The sequence below is a fragment of the Streptomyces sp. NPDC051064 genome, from assembly GCF_044455985.1.
Classification (GTDB): Bacteria; Actinomycetota; Actinomycetes; order Streptomycetales; family Streptomycetaceae; genus Streptomyces.
In genome coordinates, this window is the sequence record NZ_JBITFK010000010.1 from 230,658 (window position 1) to 251,960 (window position 21,303).

Sequence of the window (21,303 nt, forward strand, 5' to 3'; positions counted from 1 at the left end):
GGTGGTTCCATGCTCTCATGGGATGTGTACTGAACACATAACGTGCATGACACATTGGGCATGTACGATGCACATCGCTACTCGGCACAACGAGACGTGCGCCCCGACCCCAAGGAGTTCCATCCTCATGGATGCCCCCCAGCCGACCGCCAGATCAGGCGGTGTGATCGCCACGCTCGCCTTTGCGGGCACCGTGGCGGCGGTCATGCAGACCCTGGTCACCCCGCTCATCGCGGAGCTGCCGAAGCTCCTCGACACCACGTCCTCCAACGCCGCGTGGGTGATCACCGTCACCCTGCTGGTCTCGGCCGTGTGCGTGCCGGTCTCCGGGCGGCTGGGCGACCTGCTGGGCAAGCGCCGGATGCTCCTCGTGTGCGCGGTGCCGCTGGTCGTCGGGTCGGTGGTGTGCGCGCTCGCGTCCACCGTCGTCCCCATGATCATCGGGCGCGGTCTGCAGGGGATGGGCATGGGCATGGTGCCGCTCGGCATCGCCCTGCTGCGTGACGTGGTGCCGAAGGAGAAGATGAGCTCCTCCATCGCCCTGGTCAGCGCCTCCCTCGGCATCGGCGGCGCCCTCGGTCTGCCGATCGCCTCGGCGGTCGCCCAGTACGCCAACTGGCGGGTGCTGTTCTGGGGCTCCGCCGTGCTGGCCCTCATCATCTTCGCCTTGATCTGGTTCCTGATCCCGGACGTCCCGGCCGCCGCCAAGGGGCAGCGCTTCGACATCCCCGGTGCCCTCGGCCTGGCCGTCGGCCTGGTCTGCCTGCTCCTCGCCGTCTCCAAGGGCGCCGAGTGGGGCTGGACCTCCACGACGACGATCGGCCTGTTCGTCGCCTCCGTCGTGGTGCTTCTCGTCTGGGGCTTCTGGGAGCTGGGGACCAAGGACCCGCTGGTCGACCTGCGCACCACGGCCCGTCCCCGGGTGCTGATCACCAACCTCGCGTCGCTCTTCGTCGGCTTCGGCATGTACGCCGGCATGCTGATCGCGCCGCAGCTCCTGCAGTTCCCCGAGGCCACCGGCTACGGGCTGGGCCAGTCGATGCTCGCGGCGGGTCTGTGGATGGCCCCCGGTGGCCTGATGATGATGGTCATCTCCCCGCTCGGCGGGAAGCTCACCGACTCCCGCGGCCCGAAGTTCACGCTGATCTGCGGTGTGCTGGTGATCGCCGGGGCCTACGGGCTGGGGATCCTCCTGATGGGCTCCGCCTGGGGGCTGATGCTGTTCCTCATGGTCAGCAGCAGCGGCGTCGGCCTCGCCTACGGTGCGATGCCCGCCCTGATCATGAGCTCGGTCCCGGTGTCCGAGACGGCCGCGGCCAACGGATTCAACACCCTCATGCGCTCGCTCGGCACATCGATCGGCGCCGCGGTGATCGGCGCGGTCCTCGCCCAGATGACCACGGAGACGGCCGGCTACAGCTTCACCTCCGAGGCCGGGTTCCGTACCGGCCTGATGTTCGGCTGCGGTGTCGCGCTGGTCGCCGTGGTGATCTCGGCGTTCATCCCGGCTCTTCGCCGTCCCGCCGACGGCGCCGTCGAGCAGGCCGACGCAGCCGCCGCGCCCGAGGTGGCCGCCGCCAAGGGCTGACCCCGGCGCGCTCCCATCCGGACCTGACTGCCCGGTTCCGGCCCCTCCGGGGGCCCGGAGCCGGGCGGTCCGCCGTCGCGGGCCCGGTTCTTCCGCCGGCCGGGGCCGTCACCTCACGGCCGTGTCACCGCCGCCCCGCGGGCGGGGCTCCCGCGAGGATCCAGGGTTCGACGGCCTCGTACTGGCGGCGCTGCCCGGCGGGGTCCGCGTCCCTGCCGTACATGGTCCCCAGCCACCCGGCGAGGAAGCCGAAGGGGATGGAGACCAGGCCGGTCGTGGTGAGCGGGAACCAGTTGAAGTCGCGGTGGGGGAAGACGGATCCGGGGGAGCCGGAGACGAGGTCGGTACCGGTGATCAGGACGAACACGCAGGCGGTGCCGCCGAGGAGGGTGCAGAGCAGCCCGGTGCGGGTGAAGCGGCGCCAGAACATGCTGTAGACGAGCGCCGGGGCGATGGCGGACGCCCCGACGCAGAAGGACAGGGTCACCAGCGCCTGGACGTTCCAGTGCCGGGCGAGGACGGCGAGGGCGACGGCGAGTGCTCCGACACCGACCGCCGCGGCCTGGGCCGTGGCCATCTCGGTGCGGGGCCTCATCGGCCGCGCGGTCCGCCGGCCGTGGGCGAACAGGTCGTGGGCGAGCGAGTTGGCGCACGCCAGGATCATTCCGGCGACGGAGGCGAGCAGGGTCAGGAAGATCGCCGTGGTCATGGTGGTGACGACGAGCGCCCCGGTCCTGCCGCCGCCCGCGACGGCGGCGGTGACCTGGAGGACGGCGCTGTTCCCCTGGGCTCCTGCGGCGGTGATGCGCTCGCCTCCGACGAGAGCGGCGGCTCCGAAGCCGATGACGGTGAGGAGGAGGCAGATGCCGACGGTGACGCAGACGGCCCAGGACAGGGAGCGGCGGACGGCCCGGGCGTTGCGGACGCTGGTCATCCGCATGGTGATGTGCGGCAGGCAGGCGGCGCCGAGCACGACGGTCAGTTCGCTGCTGATCATGTCGAGGTCGCTGCCGCCGAACTGGAGGCCGGAGTGCAGATATGCGGCGCCCGCACCGCTCCCGCTCTCGGCGGCGCGGAGCAGGGCGCCGGTGTCCCAGTCGAAGCGGCCGAGGACGAGTACGGAGACGAGGAGCCCCGCGCCCAGGAGTGCGAGGGTTTTCATGATCTGGATCAGGGCGGTGCCCTTCATGCCGCCGATGGCCGCGTAGCCGATCATGACGACACCGAGGGCGATGATGGATCCGGTGCGGAAGCCGGAGCTGTCGAAGCCGAGGATGAAGGCGAGCAGATCGCCGCTGCCGGCGAGCTGGACGACCATCAGGGGCAGCAGGGCGGCGAGGGTGACGGTGCAGGAGGCGATGCGGGCCGCCCGGCCGGGGGCCCGGCGGGTGAGCATGTCACCCATGGTGAACCTGCCCGCGTTACGCAGCGGTTCGGCGAGCAGGAACATCAGCAGGACCAGGGAGAGCGCCGTGCTGAGCGCGAGTACGAGGCCGTCGTGGCCGGTGAGGGCGATGACTCCGGTGGTGCCGAGGACGGTGGCGGCGGAGAGGTAGTCCCCGGCGATGGCGAGGCCGCCCCGCAGAGGCGAGAGGGCGCGGTAGCCGGTGTAGAACGCATCGAGGTCGTCGCGGTCGGGTCCGGTCATGACGCAGAGCAGCAGGGTGATGCTGGCGACGGCGATGAACGCGGTGAGGGACATCGTCCGGGCCGACTCGTCGAACCCGTTCACCGGCCCGGCCCCTTCCTGCGGTCCGGTGCCGGTGCGCCGGCCTTCGCGTGGCCGGCCCGGTCGCGGAGTCCGGCGCTGAGCGGGTCGACGGTGCGGCGGGCGGTCCACTCGTAGACGGCGATGGCGGCGAGCGCGACGGGGAGCTGGCACAGGCCGAGGAGGAGGCCGGTGGTGAGTCCGCCGTCGCCGACGGGGCGGGTCATCAAGGCGGGGGCGTAGCCGGACAGCAGGAGGAAGAGGGTGAAGTAGCCGAGGGCGGTGAGGGCCGAGACGCGGCGCAGCAGGCGGTAGGCGGTGCGGAGGCGTCGCAGGTCGCCGTGGTGCCCGGGCGCCGGGGCGCGGCCGGGTGCGGGTGCCGGGGTGGTGGGCGGTGGCGGGGGTGGGGAGCTCTGCCAGGGCATGAGGTAGTCGCCGGGGTACGGGGGCGGCTGGGCGGGGCGGTGCGGGGGCTGCCGGGGCGGGCGCGGGGGTGGCTGGGAGTGCTGGGGCATGGCGGTGCTCCCTGCATGGCTCGGGCCCGGGGACGGGCTGCAAGGCAGGTGCGCGGGTGCGCTGTTGGGAGCGCGTACGTTACTCGCGGGTATCGCGGAGAGGGAGGGTTACGGACGAACTACCCCAGGTAACACGCCACTTGTCTAGTCCTTCGGTGCCCGGGGAGCGCTCTCGTGTTCGTCCAGGACCGGGAAGCGGCGAGGGGCCAGGACGACGAGGACCAGCAGGGCGAGAGCGGCGGCGACCGCGGCGCCGGTGAACACGTGGTCGACGGCGGTGTCGACGGCCCGCCGCAGATAGTCCGTCGCCGCGGCGGAGAGGGAGGCCGGGTCCTCGAGCGCCTGTGAGACCGCGTCCAGATCGCCGGGCAGGCCGGGGACGGGGGAGTCGGCCAGCCGGGAGGCGAGCACGCCGTTGGCGACGGCGCCGAAGAGCGCGGCGCCGAGGCTCTGGCCGACCTGGCGGCAGAAGAGCACGGACGCCGTCGTCGTGCCCCGCTCGGCCCAGCCGACCGTGGACTGGACCCCGACGATCAGGGGGAGCTGGAAGAGGCCGAGCGTCGCGCCGAGCAGCAGCATGAGCAGGGCGGGCTGCCAGGCGGTGCCGGGGTAGGGAAGCAGCGGGAAGCAGAGCAGGACCAGCAGGGCCCCGGACATGCCGGTGATCGCGGTGCGGCGGAAGCCGATGCGGTTGTAGACCCGGTCGGAGAGGGCGGCGGCGACGGGCCAGCTCAGGGTCATCACGGAGAGGACGAACCCGGCGGCGATCGGGCCCAGTCCGAGGACGGACTGTGCGTAGGTCGGCAGGAAGACGGTCGGCGCGACCATGAGCAGTCCCATCGCGCCGAGGGCGAGATTGACCGAGGCGATGGTGCGCCGCCGCCAGACCCAGCCGGGTATGACGGGTTCCGCGGCGCGGCGCTCGACGATGACGGTCAGGGCGGCCAGCGCGGCGCTCGCCCCCAGCAGCCCGAGCGACGGGGCGGAGAGCCAGGGCCAGGCGACGCCGCCCTGGACGAGTGCGGTCAGCAGAAGCGCGCCGGTGGCGAAGACCGCGAGGGCGCCCGCCCAGTCGATACGGGGACGGGTGGCGGGGCGCGGCCTGGCGGGTTCGTGGAGGTGACGGACCACCAGCCAGAGGGCGACGGCACCGACCGGCAGGTTGATCAGGAAGATCCAGCGCCAGTCGGCGTAGGCGGCGAGGAGCCCGCCGGCCGCGGGCCCCGCCACGGCCGAAGTCGCCCAGACCGTGGAGAGTTTCGCCTGGATCTTCGGCCGTTCCCTGAGCGGGTACAGGTCGGCGGCGATGGTCTGCACCGTGCCCTGGAGGGCGCCGCCGCCGAGACCCTGGACGACGCGGAAGGCGATGAGGGCGGCCATGTTCCAGGCGCCGGCGCAGAGCAGGGAGCCGGCCAGGAAGAGGATGATCCCGGCGATCAGGACGGGCTTGCGGCCGAAGGTGTCGGAGAGCTTCCCGTACACCGGCAGGGTGACGGTCACGGCGAGCAGATAGCCGGAGAAGAGCCAGGAGAAGACGGAGAACCCGCCGAGGTCGCCGACGATCTGCGGCACGGCTGTCGCGACGATGGTGCCGTCGATGGCGGCGAGTCCCATGCCGAGCATGAGGGCCGCGGCGACGGGGCGGCGGCTCCGGTCGGTGCCCGGTGGTGCCCCGGGGGCGGCGGCCCCTCGTACCGCTTCCGGGCTGTCCGTGCCGCCGGTGCCGTCCGTGCCGCCCACAGGGGTCCCTTCCCTATGCATCTACTTGACGATGGACACTGTCTCACCGCCCGGCGCCGTAGGGGAGCCGCAGGCCGGAGAGCGCGACCCCTACTCAGGTCCCGCACCCGGGGCCCGGACCCCTAGGGGGCGCACCGGAGTTGTGCCCGGGGGCCGTTCCTCCCGCCGGAGGACGAGAGGCGGGTGCCCTGTTCCTTAGCGTGTTCTTATACCGGCCGGCACGTGGGGGACGGTCGGTACGACGCCGCGGATGCGGCCGGCCGCAGGGGGCGGGGTGGGGAAAACCCCACTCGAAGACTGCGCCGGGCACCAGCGCGCCGGAGCACCTCTTCACCCGAGACTCGGAACGTACACAGAGACGTCCGCGCATCGACCGACATAGGAGAAAAACCGTGACAACGGCTGTAACCATTCCCAGGCACGGGGACACTGGAGGGCGTACGGCCGTTGCTGCGCGAGCGCGGCAGGTCGTCAAGGCGTACGGCGCGGGTGAGACCCGGGTCGTGGCGCTCGACCACGTCGACGTGGACATCGTCCGCGGGCGGTTCACGGCGATCATGGGCCCGTCCGGGTCGGGCAAGTCGACCCTGATGCACTGCCTGGCCGGTCTGGACACGGTGACCTCGGGGCAGATCCACCTCGCCGACACCGAGATCACGGGGCTCAAGGACAAGAAGCTGACCCAGCTGCGCCGGGACCGAATCGGCTTCATCTTCCAGGCGTTCAACCTGCTTCCGACGCTCAACGCGATCGAGAACATCACGCTGCCGATGGACATCGCGGGCCGTAAGCCCGACGCCGGCTGGCTGCGGCAGGTCGTGGAGACCGTCGGTCTCGCCGAGCGGCTCAAGCACCGGCCCACGCAGCTCTCCGGCGGTCAGCAGCAGCGCGTCGCGGTGGCCCGGGCGCTCGCCGCCCGCCCCGAGATCATCTTCGGTGACGAGCCCACGGGGAACCTGGACTCGCGTGCCGGCGCCGAGGTGCTGTCCTTCCTTCGCAAGTCGGTCGACGAGCTCGGCCAGACCATCGTCATGGTCACCCACGATCCGGTGGCCGCCTCCTACGCGGACCGGGTCCTCTACCTCGCTGACGGCTCCATCGTCGACGAGATGAAGAACCCCACGGCCGAGCAGGTCCTGGACCGGATGAAGGACTTCGACGCACGCGGGCGGACGTCATGACCGTCTGGAAGACCTCGATGCGCAACTTCCTCGCGCACAAGGGGCGGATGGCGCTTTCCGCCGTCGCCGTCCTGCTGTCGGTGGCGTTCGTGTGCGGCACGCTCGTCTTCACCGACACGATGAACACCACCTTCGACAAGCTCTTCGCGGCGACGTCCGCCGACGTGACGGTCAGCCCGAAGGAGGCCGAGACCGCCGACGTCCCGGAGAACGGCAAGCCCGAGGCGCTCCCCGCGTCCGTCGTCGCCGAGGTCGCCGCGGTGGACGGCGTGAAGAAGGCGGAGGGCGCGGTCAGCAGCATGGCCGTCACCCTCGTCGACAGCCACAACAAGAACCTCGGGTCCGACACCGGTGCCCCGACGATCGCGGGCAACTGGACCGACAACGACCTGCGGTCCATGGAGATCACCTCCGGCCACGCCCCGCGCGGGCCGACCGAGGCCATGATCGACGCCGACACCGCCGAGAAGCACCACCTGAAGGTCGGCGACGAGGTGCGCACCATCGCCGTCACCGGCGACATCAGGGCGAAGATCACCGGTATCGCCTCGTTCACCGTGACCAACCCCGGTGCGGCCGTCGTCTACCTCGACACCGCCACCGCGCAGCAGAAGCTGCTGGGCGCGTCCGGCGTCTTCACCCACGTCTCGGTCACCGCCGAACCGGGTGTCGCCGACAACCGGCTGAAGAAGGACGTCGCCGCGGCTCTGGGCGATGCGGGCACGTACAAGCTGCAGACCCAGAAGGAGGCCGCGGACGCCGACAAGGACTCCATGGGTTCCTTCCTGGACGTCATGAAGTACGCGATGCTCGGCTTCGCCGGGATCGCCTTCCTCGTCGGCATCTTCCTGATCGTCAACACCTTCTCGATGCTGGTCGCCCAGCGCACCCGCGAGATCGGCCTGATGCGGGCCATCGGCTCCAGCCGCAAGCAGGTCAACCGGTCCGTGCTCGTCGAGGCGGTCCTCCTGGGCCTCGTCGGATCGGTCCTGGGAGTCGCGGCCGGCATCGGTCTCGCCGTCGGGCTGATGAAAGTCATGGGCGCCGTCGGCATGGAGCTGTCCACCAAGGACCTCACCATCGCCTGGACGACACCGGTGATCGGACTGGCCCTCGGCGTCGTCGTCACCGTCCTCGCCGCGTACATCCCGGCCCGCCGGGCCGGCAAGGTCTCCCCGATGGCCGCCCTGCGGGACGCCGGAACCCCGGCGGACGCCAAGTCCGGCTGGATCCGTGCCGGAATCGGACTGGTCCTGACCGGGGCCGGTGCCGCCGGCCTGTGGGCGACGACCCGGGTGGACGAGGCGAGCGAGGGCTCGCTCTACCTCGGCCTGGGCGTGGTCCTCACCCTCATCGGCTTCATCGTGATCGGGCCGCTGCTCGCCGGCGCGGTCGTGCGGGTGCTCGGCCTCGTCGTCCTGCGGCTGTTCGGCCCGGTCGGGCGGCTGGCGGAGCGCAACGCGCTGCGCAACCCCCGGCGTACGGGAGCGACCGGCGCGGCCCTGATGATCGGCCTGGCCCTGGTGGCGTGCCTGTCGGTCGTCGGCTCGTCCATGGTCGCGTCGGCCACCGACGAACTGGACAAGTCGGTCGGCACGGACTTCATCGTCCAGTCGAACACCGGCCAGCTGATCGTGCCGCAGGCCGCGGACGCCATCCAGAAGGTGCCCGGCATCGAGCACGTGACGAACTACAAGGTGCTCGCCGCGAAGCTCACCAACCCCGACGGTTCGTCGTCGGACGACCACGTCACCGCCGCCGACCCGACATACCCGCAGGACCTGCGGCGCGAGACCGTCGCCGGTGACCTGGCGAAGGCGTACGGCGCGGACTCCATGTCGGTCGGGTCGGACTACGCCGCCCTGCACAAGATCAAGGTCGGCGACGAGCTCACCGTCGCCTTCAAGGCCGGCGACACCGCGAAGCTGAAGGTCGCCGCGATCACCTCGGACGACACGAGCGTCGACCAGGGGGCGATGTACATCAACGTCTCCACGGCCGAGCGTTACGTCGCCGCCGACCGGATGCCCGAGAACATGATCATGTTCGCCGCGGCGGAGGACGGCAAGGAGAAGGAGGCGTACGCGGCCATCAAGAGCTCGCTCGCCGCGTACCCGCAGTACAAGGTGCAGAACCAGGCCGACTTCAAGGAGGACCTGAAGGACCAGATCGGCCAGCTGCTGAACATCGTGTACGGCCTGCTCGCCCTGGCGATCATCGTCGCGGTGCTCGGTGTGGTGAACACCCTGGCCCTGTCGGTGGTCGAGCGGACCCGCGAGATCGGCCTGATGCGGGCGATCGGCCTCTCCCGCCGTCAGCTGCGGCGCATGATCCGGCTGGAGTCCGTGGTCATCGCCCTGTTCGGACTCGGCCTGGGCATGGGCTGGGGAACCTCGGCCCAGAAGCTGCTGGCCCTGGAGGGGCTCGGGGTCCTGGAGATCCCGTGGCCGACGATCGTCACCGTGTTCGTCGCCTCGGCCTTCGTCGGACTGTTCGCCGCCCTGGTCCCGGCCTTCCGGGCCGGCCGGATGAACGTCCTGAACGCGATTGCCACGGACGGGTGACGGAGCCCGCCGTAGGATGACTGATCCGGCCCCGGGGCGTTCCTCCAAACGCCCCGGGGCCGGTTCGCGTCCCGCCGCCTCCGTCAGGCGTGCATGACCGGCACGTCGTACTGAGGGATCCACTTGTCGCGGGTGACGACGGTCAGCCCTTCCGTCTGGGCCTGGGCGACGAGGATGCGGTCGATGGGGTCGCGGTGGAGCGGGGGGAGGCGGCCGGCCTTGACCCCGTGTCCTGCGGTGATCGCGAGGCTTGTCAGCTGGCAGTCGCGGACCCGCTCAGCCAGATCGTCGGGTCCTGCGAGCTTCCCGGCAGACTGCTTGATGGCGATTTCCCAGGGCGTTGCGGCACTGAGGTACACGGCGGGCTCCGTGTCGATCAGGTCCTTCATCTCCTCGGAGAGCTCAGGAGAGTCGTCGAGCCACCACAGGGCGATATGGGTGTCGAGCAGGAGACGCATCAGCGCATCCCGAACGCTTCGGCGATGTCGTCAGGGAGCTCGTCGAAGTCGTCGGGGATGTGAATCTGTCCCCGGAGCGAGCCGCGACCGGTCCGCCGCACCTTCGGATGCAGGGGCACGACCTTCGCGATCGGCTCCCCCGCCCGGCTGATCACGACTTCCTCGCCGGTCTCGACCTGCTGCAGTATGCGCGAGAAGTGGGTCTTGGCCTCGTGCACGTTGTACTGCCGGGCTGCTTCCATGACTGCCTCAGGGGCCACGAGCGGAGCGGACTAGCCATCGGACTAAGGGTAGTGCCGCTGCCGCCGTACGGACAACGGCGTTCCCTCGCGCGAGTGACACACCGGCGTCGTACGCTGGAGCCCCCGGCCCGTGCCACGTGTCGGGCCCTTCGCGTTGCTCACTCGCCACACCGGACGGAACCTTCATGAGCCTGCACGGTCTGCTGGACGTCGTCGTCACCGACCCGGCGCTCTCCGAAGCGGTGAAGGCCGCCGCCGACGGCCACCGGGCCCATGTCGACCTGGTCGGCCCGCCCGCCGCGCGCCCCTTCGCCGTGGCCGCGCTGGCCCGCGACACCGGGCGTACGGTGCTCGCCGTCACCGCGACCGGCCGTGAGGCCGAGGACCTGGCGGCCGCGCTGCGGACCCTGCTGCCTCCCGACACGGTGGCGGAGTTCCCCTCCTGGGAGACCCTGCCCCACGAGCGGCTCTCGCCCCGGTCGGACACCGTGGGCCGCCGCCTCGCCGTGCTCCGCCGCCTCGCGCACCCCCGGCAGGACGACCCGGAGACCGGCCCGGTCAGCGTGGTCGTCGCGCCCGTGCGCTCCGTGCTCCAGCCGCAGGTCAAGGGGCTCGGCGACCTGGAGCCCGTCGCGCTGAGCAGCGGGCAGACCGCGGACCTGGGCGAGGTCGTGGACGCGCTCGCGGCAGCGGCGTACGCCCGTGTCGAGCTGGTCGAGAAGCGCGGGGAGTTCGCCGTGCGCGGCGGCATCCTGGACGTCTTCCCGCCGACCGAGGAGCACCCCCTGCGGGTGGAGTTCTGGGGCGACGACGTCGAGGAGATCCGCTACTTCAAGATCGCCGACCAGCGGTCGCTGGAGGTCGCCGAGCACGGCCTGTGGGCTCCGCCCTGCCGTGAGCTGCTGCTCACCGAGGACGTACGCACCCGGGCCGCGGCCCTCGCCGAGGCGCACCCGGAGCTGGGCGAGCTGCTGGGGAAGATCGCGGAGGGCATCGCCGTCGAGGGCATGGAGTCCCTCGCGCCGGTCCTCGTCGACGAGATGGAGCTGCTGCTCGACGTCCTGCCGAAGGGCTCGATGGCACTGGTCTGCGACCCGGAGCGGGTGCGGACCAGGGCGGCGGACCTCGTGGCGACCAGCCAGGAGTTCCTCCAGGCGTCCTGGGCGGCCACGGCCGGCGGTGGCGAGGCCCCGATCGACGTCGGCGCGGCCTCCCTGTGGGGCATCGCGGACGTCCGGGACCGGGCCCGTGAGCTGTCCATGATGTGGTGGTCCACCTCCCCGTTCGCCGCCGACGAGGAGCTGGACGGCGACACCCTGAAGCTCGGGATGCACGCCCCGGAGGCGTACCGCGGCGACACCGCCCGGGCTCTCGCCGACACCAAGGGGTGGCTCGCCGACGGCTGGCGCACGGTGTACGTCACCGAGGGGCAGGGCCCCGCCGCCCGCACGGTCGAGGTGCTCGGAGGCGAGGGCATCCCGGCCCGGCTCGACCAGGACCTGGCCGAGATCACGCCGTCGCTGGTGCACGTCTCGTGCGGAGCCATCGACAACGGCTTCGTGGACCCGGCGCTGAAGCTGGCCGTGCTGACCGAGACGGATCTGACCGGTCAGCGCACCGCCAGCAAGGACCTGGGGCGGATGCCGGCCCGCCGCCGTAAGTCCGTCGACCCGCTGACGCTCCAGGCGAACGACTACATCGTGCACGAGCAGCACGGTGTCGGCCGCTACATCGAGATGGTCCAGCGCACCGTGCAGGGCGCGACCCGCGAGTACCTCCTCGTCGAGTACGCCCCCGCCAAGCGCGGCCAGCCCGGGGACCGCCTCTACATTCCCACCGACCAGCTGGAGCAGGTCACCAAGTACGTCGGCGGCGAGGCCCCGACCCTGCACCGGCTCGGCGGCGCCGACTGGACGAAGACCAAGCAGCGGGCCAAGAAGGCCGTCAAGGAGATCGCCGCCGACCTGATCAAGCTGTACTCGGCACGGATGGCGGCCCCCGGCCACGCCTTCGCCCCGGACACCCCGTGGCAGCGGGAGCTGGAGGACGCGTTCCCGTACGCGGAGACTCCCGACCAGCTGTCCACGATCGCCGAGGTCAAGGAGGACATGGAGAAGTCCGTCCCGATGGACCGGCTGATCTGCGGCGACGTCGGGTACGGCAAGACGGAGATCGCGGTGCGCGCCGCCTTCAAGGCGGTCCAGGACGGCAAGCAGGTCGCCGTCCTGGTGCCCACGACGCTCCTGGTCCAACAGCACTTCGGCACGTTCACCGAGCGGTACGCCCAGTTCCCCGTCAACGTGCGGGCGCTGAGCCGCTTCCAGTCGGACACCGAGTCGAAGGCGACGCTGGAGGGGCTGAAGGACGGGTCCGTGGACCTGGTCATCGGGACGCACCGGCTGTTCTCGTCGGAGACGAAGTTCAAGGACCTGGGCCTGGTCATCGTCGACGAGGAGCAGCGCTTCGGCGTCGAGCACAAGGAGCAGCTGAAGAAGCTCCGGGCCAACGTGGACGTGCTCACGATGTCGGCGACGCCCATCCCCCGTACGCTCGAGATGGCGGTGACGGGCATCCGCGAGATGTCGACGATCACGACGCCCCCCGAGGAGCGGCACCCGGTCCTCACCTTCGTCGGGCCGTACGAGGAGAAGCAGATCGGCGCGGCCGTGCGGCGTGAACTCCTGCGTGAGGGCCAGGTGTTCTACATCCACAACCGGGTCGAGTCCATCGACCGGGCCGCGGCGCGGCTGCGGGAGATCGTGCCCGAGGCGCGGATCGCGACGGCGCACGGGCAGATGGGGGAGAGCCAGCTGGAGCAGGTCGTCGTCGACTTCTGGGAGAAGAGGTTCGACGTCCTGGTCTCCACGACGATCGTCGAGTCCGGCATCGACATCTCCAACGCGAACACGCTGATCGTGGAGCGCGGCGACAACTTCGGTCTCTCCCAGCTGCACCAGCTGCGCGGCCGTGTGGGCCGTGGCCGGGACCGGGGTTACTCCTACTTCCTGTATCCGCCGGAGAAGCCGCTGACCGAGACCGCGCACGAGCGGCTGGCGACGATCGCCCAGCACACCGAGATGGGTGCGGGCATGTACGTGGCGATGAAGGACCTGGAGATCCGCGGAGCGGGAAATCTGCTCGGCGGCGAGCAGTCCGGTCACATCGCGGGGGTCGGCTTCGACCTGTACATCCGGATGGTCGGCGAGGCGGTGGCGGACTACCGGGCGGCCGTGGACGGCGGGGTCGAGGAGGAGCCGCCGCTGGAGGTCAAGATCGAGCTGCCGGTCGACGCGCACGTCCCGCACGACTACGCCCCGGGTGAGCGGCTGCGCCTGCAGGCGTACCGCTCGATCGCCTCCGCGAATTCGGAGGGGGACATCAGGGCGGTGCGCGAGGAGCTCACCGACCGCTACGGCAAGCTGCCGGAGCCGGTGGAGAACCTCCTGCTGGTGGCGGGGCTGCGGATGCTGGCCCGGGCCTGCGGGGTGGGCGAGATCGTGCTCCAGGGGCCGAACATCCGCTTCGCGCCGGTGGAGCTGCGCGAGTCGCAGGAGCTGCGGCTGAAGCGGCTGCACCCGAAGACGATCTTCAAGCCGGCCACGCGTCAGATCCTGGTGCCGCGGCCGACGGCCGGCCGGATCGGCGGGAAGCCGGTCGTGGGGCGCGAACTCCTGTCGTGGACGGGGGAGTTCCTCACGACGATCCTGGGGTCGTAACTCCCGGGCCCCGCCGGGGCGCACGGCGCCGCGCCGCGGCGGGGCCCGGGGGCGTGTCAGTCACGGCCGGGGGCGTGGCGGGGACGCCGCCTTCACGGCCGGGTCCCGCCGCGCCTAACCTGGTGCGCTGTGACCCCTCTTCGAGCCGTGCCCCGCCGCCACCGACTCCTCGCCTGCGCCACGTCGGCGCTGGTGAGCGTGTTGGCCCTGACCGGCTGCGACGCCGTGAGCGACCTCGGCGTCCCCGAGCCGGCTGCCACCTCCCCGGCTCCCGGGGGGTCGGCGTTGCGGGCCGTCGACGGGCTGAGTGTGAAGGGCCGCGCGCCGAAGACCGGGTACGACCGTGACGAGTTCGGGTCCGCCTGGGTGGACACCGACCGGAACGGGTGCGGCACCCGGGACGACGTACTCGCGCACCAGCTGTCCGGTGTCGAGCGCGACGCCGACGGCTGCAAGGTGCTCAGCGGCGTCCTCGACCCCGATCCGTACACGGGGGGCCGCATCGCTTTCGAGCGTGGCCGCAGCAAGGTGGACATAGACCACCTCGTCGCCCTGTCCGACGCGTGGCAGAAGGGCGCCCAGCAGTGGAGCGACGGCAAACGGCGGGCCTTCGCGAACGACCCGCTCAATCTGGTGGCGGCCGACTCGTCCACCAACCGCCGCAAGGGGGACGGGGACACCGCGACCTGGCTGCCGCCCAACAAGGCGTACCGCTGCACGTATGTGGCGGGGCAGGTGTCGGTGAAGAGCAAGTACGGCCTGTGGGTGACCGAGGCCGAAAGGGACGCCATGCGGAAGGTGCTGTCCTCCTGTCCCGCCGAGAAGCTGCCCACGGGCGGCAGTCCGACCGAGGCGCCCGAGCGCTGAGGATGCCCGTGCCGCCGTTGTGAATACTGTGCCCATGTGGAAGTGGCGGCTGACGGCCGCGGGGATGAATCTGCTGCTCGGGGTTCCGGGCGTCATACCGCTGTTCCTGGTTTGGTACTACCTGTCGAACGGGCCGCTCGCGGACGCCGGCTGGACCTCCCGTGAGCCGACCGAGAACGACGGAATGACACTGTGGCTCGTGATCGTCGTGCCCGTGGTGGCGGTCTTCGGGATCATCTGGTGGCTCGCCAACGACTGGGTGCGGCGACGGGCCTCGCTGTCGCCGGGCACGTACTGGACGGCCGGGGTGCTGCTCACGCTCTGGCCGGCATGGGCGGTCGCCGTCGGTTCGGTCGTGTGAGAACCGAAACGGGTTGGCGGGGGGTCGGGCGCTGCTTACCTTGGCCGCATGGACCTGAAGATCACGACGCTGGCCGAGCGGCCGGAGCTCGCCGGCGCGCTCGAGGAGATGCCCGACACCTGGCCCGAGTTCGTGCTGGAGGACCTGGTCGGCTGGGGCAACTTCCCGCGCATAGCCGTCGAGTTCCCTGAGTTCGTGCTCGTCGCCACCGATCCCGGGGGCGCGGTGGTGGCCCGGGGCTACAGCGTGCCGTTCGCCCTCGGTGCGCCGGGCCGGGGGGCGTTGCCGGAAGGCGGCTGGGACCAGGTGCTGTTGTGGGCCTTCTCCGACCTGCGGCACGGGCGCACTCCGGACACCGTCAGCGCGATCGAGATCACCGTGACGACGGGGCGGCTCGGGCAGGGCATCTCCGGGCACATGGTGGCCGCGATGCGGGAGAACGCCCGTCGCCTCGGATTCCGGGAACTCGTCGCCCCGGTCAGGCCGAGCGGGAAGCACGCGGAGGCCACGGCACCGATGGAGGAGTACGCCCGGCGCGTCCGGGACGAGGACGGGCTGCCGCACGATCCCTGGCTGCGGGTGCATGTGCGGGCGGGCGGAGTCATCGAGGCCGTGGCCCCGGTGTCGATGACGGTGAGCGGGTCCCTGGACCGGTGGCGGGCCTGGACCGGGCTTCCCTTCGACACGGAGGGGCCGGTGGAGGTGGAGGGCGCCCTGGTACCGGTGCACTGTTCGCTCGCCCACGGGTACGCCGTGTACGTCGAGCCGAACGTCTGGGTGCGGCACCGGACGGCCTGAGGCCACAGGGCCGGCCCGCCCGCAGGGGGTGGCCGGCCCCGGAGGTGCCGCGCGACGGGGTCGTCCGCCCGTCAGAGCTTCAGCTCCCACTGGCTCGCGTCCCACTCGAAGCCGGGGCCGACCTCGACGGTCAGGTTCTTGGCGTCGGCCGGGGTGTCGAAGGCGTACTTCGCCGTGATCTTCTTGCCCGGCAGGACGGTGCCGCTGAAGCCCTCGCCGACCTTGCCGTCGAAGATCTGCTCGGCGTTCACACCGTCCTCGCCGGCGCGGGCGTCGACGCTGACGAGCGTCGCGTCGAACTTCTCCTTGCCCTTGTTCTCGATGACGACCGAGACCGTGTAGGCGCTGTTGCCCTTGGTGTGGCCGATCGCGAACTCGTCGGCGGTGTACGGGGCCGGGGCGTTCACGGTGATCTCCAGGCCGTCGTCGTACGCCGCGGAGTCCCCCTGCCCCAGGGTGTCGTCCTTGCCCTCGGTGCCGCCGGCCGCCCCTCCGCCGGCCGCCCCTCCGCCGGCGGCCGGCTTCGCGGACGCCGAACTGTCCTCGACCGCCTTGTTGATGTCGGTCACCACGTCGTCCACGGCCTTGAACGTCAGGACCGCTCCGACGACCGAAAGGATCAGCGAGACGAGGCCGAGGACCGCGCCGAACGTCGTCACGCCCTTGTTGGTGGCCTCTCCGCGCTTGGCGCGGCCCCGCCCTGCGAGGCCCAGGATCAGGGCGATCAGGCCGAGGATCCCCGCGAGCCAGAAGAAGAACGGGATCAGCCCCGAAACCGTCCCGATGATGCCCAGCACCAGGGCGGCGATGCCCAGGCCGTTGCGGGCGGGGCGCGTGCCCGGCGTCTGCGCGGGGGCGTACGGCTGCTGGGGCTGTTGCGGCTGCGTGTACTGGGACATGGCTGTGCCCTTCCGATGAGAACGGGGACTGTGAGCGGGACGATGCGCCGCATCGCTGTGCGGCGGGTCAATAAGACCATTCACTGTGAACCGAGTCAACACGATAATTCGTGTGAACTGTTGGCTCGGTGGTTTCGGTATGCTCACCCACACACAGCAGGGACACCGACGTGTGCGGAACGGGAGACAGGCCAGTGCCGGATAACTCGACCGAGGTGACCGCGGCCGGAATCGCCAGGCTCGCGGGCGTGGGCCGCGCGGCCGTCAGTAACTGGCGCCGTCGGCACGCCGGTTTCCCGAAGCCCGTCGGTGGCACCGAGGCCAGCCCCTCCTTCGCGCTGAGCGAGGTCGAACAGTGGCTGCGCGACCAGGGCAAGCTCGCCGAGGTGCCGCTGCGCGAGCGGGTCTGGCAGCAGTTGGCGGGCCACCCCGACGGCGCCGTGACCGCGCTCGTCCACACGGGCTGCGCCCTCCTGCTCGTCCGGGACAGGCCCACCGCCTGGCTGGAGATCACCGCCGTCTCCGACGCCCGGATGGCAGGTGTGCTGCCGGGCGCCCTGGACCACGTGCTCGCCGACCGCTTCGGAGAGGGGCGGGCGGTCCCCACACCCACGGCGTCCGCTCTCCTGCCGTCCGTCCCCCTGCTGCGCGCAGCGGCCGAACTGGCGGCGGAGACCGGCGCCCGGCAGGCCTTCGACTTCCTCTTCGGCCGCCAGCTGGACGCCAACCCGCGGCAGTACACCCTCACGCCCCCCGGCCTCGCCGAGCTGATGGCCGACCTCGCGAAGCCGGCCGGGGACGCCGCCCGCCGGAGCGGCCAGAAGCGCTCCCGTACGGTCCTCGACCCCGCGGCCGGGACCGGCGCCCTGCTGTGCGCCGTCGGCCGGCCCACGGCCCTCTACGCGCAGGAGGCCGATCCCGACCTGGCGGCGCTCACCGCGCTCCGGCTGGCCCTCCACCCGGGGAACAGGACCGCCGGACCCGCGCTCGCCGTACGGACCGGCGACACCCTGCGCACCGACGCGTTCCCCGGTCTCGCCGTGGACGAGGTGCTCTGCCACCCGCCGTTCAACGAGCGCAACTGGGGCCACGACGACCTGGCCTACGACCCCCGCTGGGAGTACGGCTTCCCCGCCCGCACCGAGTCCGAACTCGCCTGGGTGCAGCACGCCCTCGCCCATCTCCGCGAGGGCGGCACCGCCGTGGTGCTCATGCCCCCGGCCGCCGCCTCCCGCCGTTCGGGGCGCCGCATCCGCGCCGACCTGCTCCGCCGCGGAGCCCTCCGCGCCGTCATCGCGCTCCCGGCCGGCGCCGCACCCCCGTACGGCATCCCCCTCCACGTCTGGGTCCTCCGCAAGCCGGGCACCGAGCAGCCCTCTGCCCCCGAACTCCTCGTCGTCGACGCGGCGGAGCCCGAGACCGCCGGTGCGCCGTCCGGCCGTGACCGGCTGGACTGGCCCGCGGTGCGCGCCACGGTGCTCGACGCGTGGACCCCCTTCGACGTGCCGGGGCGCCGGGAGCCCGTCGAGGAGCGCCCCGGGACCAGTCGGGCCGTCCCCGTCATCGAACTCCTCGACGACGACGTGGACCTGGCCCCCGCCCGCCATCTGCCGCCCCCGGCCGCCGGCGGCGGCGCGGCGGAACTCGTACGCGTACGGGAACGCCTGGACGACACCCTGAAGCTGACCGCCCGGCTCACACCGCCGCCCGCCGTTCCCTGCGAACCGGCCCGGCGGCCCCTCACCACGGTCGGTGAACTGGCCCGCGCGGGCGCCCTGCACCTGCGCACCGGCTCCGGTGCCGGCAGCGGCGCGGTTCCGGTCCTCACCGAGCACGACGTCCTCTCCGGGGCAGCCCCCAGCGGTACGCCCTCCACCCCGGCCGCGTCCCCGGAGGACGAGCCGCTCCTGCTGGAGCCGGGAGACGTCGTCGTGCCCGTACTCGGCGGAGGAGCGGTCGCCAGAGTCGTCGACGACGCGACCGCCGGGGCCGTGCTCGGCCGTAACCTCCAGCTCCTGCGGCCCGATCCGGCGGCCCTGGACCCCTGGTTCCTCGCCGGCTTCCTGCGCGGCACCGCCAACAACCGGCAGGCCAGCAGCTACGCCTCCACCGCGACCCGGCTCGACGCCCGCCGTCTCCAGGTGCCGCGTCTGCCACTGGCCGAACAGCGCGCGTACGGAGAGCAGTTCAGTGCCCTCGCCGCGTTCGAGGACGCGCTGCGCACGGCGGGCCGGCTGGGCGGGCAGCTGGTGCAGGGGATGTACGACGGGCTCACGGACGGCTCCGTCGCTCCGGAGTGACGTGAAGCACAACGGTTGTGCACAACCAGGGACGGGTTGTCCGTGTCGGTGTATACGCTCACTGCACACGTCCGATCCACGCCCTCCGGGAGCAGCACATGCACGGCTACGGCTATCCGCCGGAGCAGCAGCCGAAGCGTTCTCCGTCCTCGGCCACGCTCGTCACGCTGCGCGTGGTCTTCGTGGCACTCGCGCTGCTGAGCTGTGGACTCCTCGCCTGGGCGGCCATGCTGCGGCTGGCGATCGTCACCCGTAAGCAGCGCGACTGGTGGCTGTTCGGCCTCGTGCTGGCGCTGAACGCCGGACTCATCGCGTACCTCGGGTCGTTGCCGCCGGAGGAAGAGGTGATGACGGACGGGCAGGCGATCATCACCCTGTCCTGGATGCTGGTGGTCTTCGTCGGCACGGTCACCTACTACCTGTACACGGACATACGGCACTTCGGTCCGTACGGCGGTCCGCCGGCCGGCCCGCACGGGGTCTCCCACCCGGGTCCGTACGCCGCTCCGTACGGCCCCCCGCACCCGGGGGCGTCCTCGTTTTCGTCCGCCGGATTCGGACCGCGGCAGGCGCCGCCCTCTCCTGCCTACGGCTACCCGCCCGCCCCACGGCAGAGCCCCACGCCGCCGCCACCCGCCGCGCCGTCCGACACCCCGAGGCCCGCCGCCCCCCAGCGCCTCGACCAGGTGCGCGCCGAGCTCGACGAGCTGAGCGACTACCTCCGCAAGGAGGGCGACAGCCGGTGAACGGGCGTGTCATCGCCGGTCGTTACCAGCTGGCGACGATTCTCGGCCAAGGCGGCATGGGCCAGGTCTGGACGGCGTACGACCAGCGCCTCGACCGCAGGGTCGCGGTGAAGCTCCTGCGCCCCGACCGGGTGGCCGGCCCCACCGGCAGCGAAGCCGCCGACGATCTGCGCCGCAGGTTCGTCCGGGAGTGCCGGGTCACCGCACAGGTCGACCACCCCGGTCTGGTCACCGTCCACGACGCGGGCAGCGACGGCGACGACCTCTTCCTCGTCATGCAGTACGTCGAGGGCGCCGACCTCGCCGACCATCTCGCCGAGCACGACCCCTACCCGTGGCCCTGGGCCGTGGCGATCGCCGCCCAGCTGTGCGCGGTGCTCTCCGCGGTGCACGCCGTGCCGATCGTCCACCGGGACCTCAAGCCCCGTAACGCGATGGTGAAGCCCGACGGCACCCTCACGGTGCTCGACCTGGGCATCGCCTCCGTCATGGACACCGACACCACCCGGCTGACACACACGGGCTCACCGATCGGCTCGCCGGCCTACATGGCCCCCGAGCAGGCGATGGGCGGTGCCGTCGGCCCGTACACCGACCTCTACGCACTCGGTGTGCTCCTGCACGAACTCCTCAGCGGTGACGTGCCGTTCGCGGGCTCCACCGCACTCGGCGTCCTGCACCGCCACCTCTACGAGCCCCCGCTCCCGGTCAGGCACATCCGGCCCGAGGTCCCCGAGGCGCTCGAAGCACTCGTCCTGCGGCTGCTCTCCAAGGACCCGCAGGACCGCCCCGCCTCGGCCCAGGAGGTCTACGAGTCCCTGCGGCCCCTGCTGCCCGCCGGCGGCACACCGGCCGGGCCCCTCGACCCGACCCGCCCCTTCCTCCGCCCGCACGCCCCCTGGCCGGACCGGGCGGCCGCCCCCGCGCCGGTGCCCGTCCCCGGCCGGCAGGCACCCGCCCCGCCCCGGACACCGCCGGCCAGGCCCGATGTGGCACAGGCCGTCGACGACGTGAAACGGCTGCTCGAGGAGGGCCGCATCACCCAGGCAGTCGACATCCTCGGGGGGATCCTGCCGGCCGCCGCCCTGGAGCACGGCGAACACTCACCGGTCGTCCGGATCCTGCGCAAGCAGTACGCGGCGACGCTGATGGACGACGGCCAGTACCGCCGCGCCCTCCCCGAGCTCCGCCGCCTCGCCGACGACCGTGCGGCGGAGGCGGGCCCCGCCGACTCCCAGACCCTGCAGTTCCGTTACGACGCCGCGCAGTGCCTGGAGCAGCTCGGTGAGGCGGCCGCCGCGCTCGCCGAGTACCGCGCCGTCCTCCCCTACTACGAGAACGGCTACGTGACGTCCTCCGGCCCCGGCCGGGCCTTCGACATCCGCCACCGGATCGGCCACCTCCTGCTCGGGATGGGCGACCACACGGCGGGCCGCGCCCAGTTGCAGACCCTGCTGTACGACACCGAGCGGGCCTACGGACCGCACCACCCGCTCCCCACGGAGCTCCGCCGGCAACTGACCCACCACCAGGATGTACGCGGCTCGGTGTGAGGCGGCGGACGGCCGGAACAGGCCGGCCCGAAGGGATTTCGTCCGTGACCCCGCACTGACCGGTCCG

16 protein-coding genes are annotated in these 21,303 nt (G+C 71.8%); 10 read left to right on the forward strand and 6 right to left on the reverse strand.

Translation table 11 applies throughout. The features are described 5' to 3' along the window. Window positions 1-127: 127 nt before the first annotated feature. On the forward strand, window positions 128-1,588 hold the full coding sequence (locus ACIBCU_RS31835; protein WP_399235667.1) for an MFS transporter: 1,461 nt from the start codon (window positions 128-130) through the stop codon (window positions 1,586-1,588). A 124-nt stretch (window positions 1,589-1,712) separates the two neighbouring features. Here the strand turns inward: ACIBCU_RS31835 and ACIBCU_RS31840 are convergent, their stop codons facing one another. From ACIBCU_RS31840 to ACIBCU_RS31850, 3 genes are all read right to left on the reverse strand, one after another. Next, on the reverse strand, window positions 1,713-3,290 hold the full coding sequence (locus ACIBCU_RS31840; protein WP_362928010.1) for a cation acetate symporter: 1,578 nt from the start codon (window positions 3,288-3,290) through the stop codon (window positions 1,713-1,715). Between the two features lie 26 nt (window positions 3,291-3,316). Further along, window positions 3,317-3,811, reverse strand: a complete 495-nt coding sequence (locus ACIBCU_RS31845) for a DUF485 domain-containing protein (protein ID WP_399235669.1) — start codon at window positions 3,809-3,811, stop codon at window positions 3,317-3,319. 144 nt (window positions 3,812-3,955) lie between these two features. Continuing rightward, complete coding sequence (locus ACIBCU_RS31850) at window positions 3,956-5,572, reverse strand: MFS transporter (protein WP_399235671.1); 1,617 nt, start codon at window positions 5,570-5,572, stop codon at window positions 3,956-3,958. A gap of 371 nt (window positions 5,573-5,943) precedes the next feature. On the opposite strand from ACIBCU_RS31850, the gene ACIBCU_RS31855 reads away from it, so the two are divergent. Next, complete coding sequence (locus ACIBCU_RS31855) at window positions 5,944-6,732, forward strand: ABC transporter ATP-binding protein (RefSeq protein ID WP_362927816.1); 789 nt, start codon at window positions 5,944-5,946, stop codon at window positions 6,730-6,732. Next, complete coding sequence (locus ACIBCU_RS31860) at window positions 6,729-9,296, forward strand: ABC transporter permease (protein WP_399235673.1); 2,568 nt, start codon at window positions 6,729-6,731, stop codon at window positions 9,294-9,296. Before ACIBCU_RS31855 ends, ACIBCU_RS31860 begins: the two co-directional genes overlap by 4 nt. An 83-nt stretch (window positions 9,297-9,379) precedes the next feature. Here the strand turns inward: ACIBCU_RS31860 and ACIBCU_RS31865 are convergent, their stop codons facing one another. After that, window positions 9,380-9,754, reverse strand: coding sequence for a type II toxin-antitoxin system VapC family toxin (locus tag ACIBCU_RS31865; protein WP_362927814.1), 375 nt, complete (start codon window positions 9,752-9,754; stop codon window positions 9,380-9,382). Beyond that, window positions 9,754-9,996 (reverse strand): type II toxin-antitoxin system prevent-host-death family antitoxin, encoded by a 243-nt coding sequence (locus ACIBCU_RS31870; RefSeq protein ID WP_351270147.1) that lies wholly within the window; start codon window positions 9,994-9,996, stop codon window positions 9,754-9,756. The genes ACIBCU_RS31865 and ACIBCU_RS31870 overlap by 1 nt, the downstream gene beginning before the upstream one ends. A 185-nt stretch (window positions 9,997-10,181) precedes the next feature. On the opposite strand from ACIBCU_RS31870, the gene mfd reads away from it, so the two are divergent. The 4 genes from mfd (at window position 10,182) to ACIBCU_RS31890 (ending at window position 15,738) form a co-directional block, all read left to right on the forward strand. Beyond that, entirely contained in the window at window positions 10,182-13,712 is a 3,531-nt protein-coding gene (gene mfd, locus ACIBCU_RS31875; RefSeq protein ID WP_399235676.1) for a transcription-repair coupling factor, read from the forward strand. Between the two features lie 129 nt (window positions 13,713-13,841). Continuing rightward, on the forward strand, window positions 13,842-14,579 hold the full coding sequence (locus ACIBCU_RS31880; protein WP_399235678.1) for an HNH endonuclease family protein: 738 nt from the start codon (window positions 13,842-13,844) through the stop codon (window positions 14,577-14,579). 34 nt (window positions 14,580-14,613) lie between these two features. Then, complete coding sequence (locus ACIBCU_RS31885) at window positions 14,614-14,940, forward strand: hypothetical protein (protein WP_399235680.1); 327 nt, start codon at window positions 14,614-14,616, stop codon at window positions 14,938-14,940. 48 nt (window positions 14,941-14,988) lie between these two features. Next, a complete protein-coding gene (locus tag ACIBCU_RS31890; protein ID WP_399235682.1) occupies window positions 14,989-15,738 on the forward strand; it encodes an N-acetyltransferase in 750 nt (249 codons plus the stop codon). Between the two features lie 71 nt (window positions 15,739-15,809). Here ACIBCU_RS31890 and ACIBCU_RS31895 read toward each other — a convergent pair whose 3' ends face one another. Further along, a complete protein-coding gene (locus ACIBCU_RS31895) occupies window positions 15,810-16,637 on the reverse strand; it encodes a DUF4352 domain-containing protein (RefSeq protein ID WP_362942414.1) in 828 nt (275 codons plus the stop codon). A gap of 194 nt (window positions 16,638-16,831) precedes the next feature. Here ACIBCU_RS31895 and ACIBCU_RS31900 point away from each other — a divergent pair, with 194 nt between their 5' ends. The 3 genes from ACIBCU_RS31900 (at window position 16,832) to ACIBCU_RS31910 (ending at window position 21,236) form a co-directional block, all read left to right on the forward strand. After that, the gene (locus ACIBCU_RS31900; protein ID WP_362942417.1) at window positions 16,832-18,937 is read left to right on the forward strand and encodes an N-6 DNA methylase; all 2,106 of its coding nucleotides are present in this window, start codon (window positions 16,832-16,834) and stop codon (window positions 18,935-18,937) included. A 98-nt stretch (window positions 18,938-19,035) separates the two neighbouring features. Next, the gene (locus ACIBCU_RS31905) at window positions 19,036-19,683 is read left to right on the forward strand and encodes a hypothetical protein (RefSeq protein WP_399235685.1); all 648 of its coding nucleotides are present in this window, start codon (window positions 19,036-19,038) and stop codon (window positions 19,681-19,683) included. Next, on the forward strand, window positions 19,680-21,236 hold the full coding sequence (locus ACIBCU_RS31910; protein WP_399235687.1) for a serine/threonine-protein kinase: 1,557 nt from the start codon (window positions 19,680-19,682) through the stop codon (window positions 21,234-21,236). The genes ACIBCU_RS31905 and ACIBCU_RS31910 overlap by 4 nt, the downstream gene beginning before the upstream one ends. Window positions 21,237-21,303: the final 67 nt, after the last annotated feature.

Excerpts from the sequence above, each read along its gene's own strand:
- ACIBCU_RS31835 (WP_399235667.1), top strand. The coding sequence starts at position 128 with ATGGATGCCCCCCAGCCGACCGCCAGATCAGGCGGTGTGATCGCCACG.
- ACIBCU_RS31840 (WP_362928010.1), bottom strand. The coding sequence starts at position 3,290 with ATGTCCCTCACCGCGTTCATCGCCGTCGCCAGCATCACCCTGCTGCTC.
- ACIBCU_RS31845 (WP_399235669.1), bottom strand. The coding sequence starts at position 3,811 with ATGCCCCAGCACTCCCAGCCACCCCCGCGCCCGCCCCGGCAGCCCCCG.
- ACIBCU_RS31850 (WP_399235671.1), bottom strand. The coding sequence starts at position 5,572 with ATGCATAGGGAAGGGACCCCTGTGGGCGGCACGGACGGCACCGGCGGC.
- ACIBCU_RS31860 (WP_399235673.1), top strand. The coding sequence starts at position 6,729 with ATGACCGTCTGGAAGACCTCGATGCGCAACTTCCTCGCGCACAAGGGG.
- ACIBCU_RS31865 (WP_362927814.1), bottom strand. The coding sequence starts at position 9,754 with ATGCGTCTCCTGCTCGACACCCATATCGCCCTGTGGTGGCTCGACGAC.
- ACIBCU_RS31870 (WP_351270147.1), bottom strand. The coding sequence starts at position 9,996 with ATGGAAGCAGCCCGGCAGTACAACGTGCACGAGGCCAAGACCCACTTC.
- mfd (WP_399235676.1), top strand. The coding sequence starts at position 10,182 with ATGAGCCTGCACGGTCTGCTGGACGTCGTCGTCACCGACCCGGCGCTC.
- ACIBCU_RS31885 (WP_399235680.1), top strand. The coding sequence starts at position 14,614 with ATGTGGAAGTGGCGGCTGACGGCCGCGGGGATGAATCTGCTGCTCGGG.
- ACIBCU_RS31890 (WP_399235682.1), top strand. The coding sequence starts at position 14,989 with ATGGACCTGAAGATCACGACGCTGGCCGAGCGGCCGGAGCTCGCCGGC.
- ACIBCU_RS31895 (WP_362942414.1), bottom strand. The coding sequence starts at position 16,637 with ATGTCCCAGTACACGCAGCCGCAACAGCCCCAGCAGCCGTACGCCCCC.
- ACIBCU_RS31905 (WP_399235685.1), top strand. The coding sequence starts at position 19,036 with ATGCACGGCTACGGCTATCCGCCGGAGCAGCAGCCGAAGCGTTCTCCG.